Consider the following 1,701-nt stretch of genomic DNA (forward strand, 5'->3'; position numbering starts at 1 on the left):
GTGATGCACGCCTTGAACCACTGTTCGACCGCTACGGATGTTGAACTTCCCACTGGCCCTGACCGCGACCCTGCCCACATGAGTGCCCGCCTTCTTTCCACGGGGGACCACGGCCCTGACGAAGTCTCCCGTAGCGAAGCCGAAGAAGCGCTTCCGCCTGGGCATGAGCAGCCGAGGAAACCCATACCGGTCGCTCCTGGTTCGGGCATAGCTACCTCGACCCGTGCACTCCGCGATCAAGACGGTGGACACGACCTCCCTGACCCCACTCGGCTCACCAAGGGCCAACGCGTCCAGGGTGTGCGACTTGGGAAGTCCCCACCTGTGTCGGTTCCACTTCGTGCGGCCACCTGAAGACACACTGGTAGGAAAACCGTCCCGCAGCCTCCGCAACAGAGCCCACCTTGTGGACTGGACCACCGCCGCGTCCCGAAGCGGCGCCCTCATCTGGGACAGAACCTTGGCAAGGGTCCCTGGTCTTCCCTGAAGGAACTCCTGAAGAGAGCGTGAGTCCTTATCCTGATTGCAGGGTCCGCATGCGATGACCAGGTTCGACAACCGATCTGATCCACCTCTGCCACGGGGATGGATGTGGTCGATGTTCAACGGAACACCGGTCACGCCACAGTAGGCACAGCTTCGATCCCACTTGGCCAGAAGATACTCGCGCGCCTCGAACCCATGCAACGTTCCGCGCTGGTACTCAACACCTTCCAAGGGTCGCCCCGTGGACAGAGCATGAGTGTCGAACCGCGCCAATTCCATGTGAACCGTCCTCACCGGCACCCATCGAGCCATCCGCTCCACCCAACTCGCCACACTCTCCACCTGATGCCGGAGCGAGGGCGGGAGCCATCCACGCGCCCGACGTCTGTTGTGGAATCGAGGCGATCGGTAACGCAGGTTCCGGCTGCGCCTCGCTCTTCGCAGGGTGGAGCGTCGCTCCATCTTCTGGCGGATCCACCTGCCTCTATGCTCGATCACGAGGGCGAACCGGCCATGCCTCACACCGGAGCGTGCAGCGAACACCGCTATCCCCGTGTGTTCGGATCCAGGATCGATTCCGACCTCACAACCCTCCACTTCGGACTCGGCGAGTTCACGGTCCTTGATCCGGATGACGAATGGTGTTCGCCGATGTACGACCGCCCGTCCGACCTTGAGCAACTTTCTGGCCCGGGCCGGACGGCACGGATCCAACGGGCGTCCATGTCTGTCGATCACGAACACGGAAGGGTGCACCTCACGGTGCTTCTCCCCGACCTCGATGAAGTCAGGGGTAACGCCGGAACCGCCAGGTGCAGCGGAGCCGGTCTCACCTCGCACATGTCCCGCAACGGCTGCCGTGGAGTGGCCTCCGAACCCCGTTTCGTCCTTGATCCCGGGGGTGTCTACTGATTCGGATTCCAGAGCAGGCCGCTGGTGAAGCACGGCCTGGTGGGTCTTCCCACCTTTACGGAACGTAGCCAATATCAGTCACCTCTGAACTCGTATCGGCATGTGCTGGTAGCGGCGGCCTCGGCCCCTTGAAGCACGAGGCTTCCATCTATCAGACGGAGGATCCCGCTACGTAGGGCGTTTCGATGCGCGTTTCCGTCCGGAAGACACGGGTTTCGCGGTTCTTCACGCTGGAGCCGTCCCACAACAGCAGCTCCTCGCGATGGCACACGATCTCCTCGCCCTCCTCACCAAGCTCGGCGT

At 62.6% G+C, this 1,701-nt stretch carries 1 protein-coding gene; it reads right to left on the minus strand.

The features are described 5' to 3' along the window. Positions 1-1,431, minus strand: a 1,431-nt coding sequence (iscB, locus tag ACWGKS_RS29880) for an RNA-guided endonuclease IscB (protein WP_452525074.1), incomplete at its 3' end; no start/stop codon positions are given. Positions 1,432-1,701 lie beyond the last annotated feature (270 nt).

It is taken from the genome of Nocardiopsis sp. NPDC055879, from assembly GCF_053615935.1.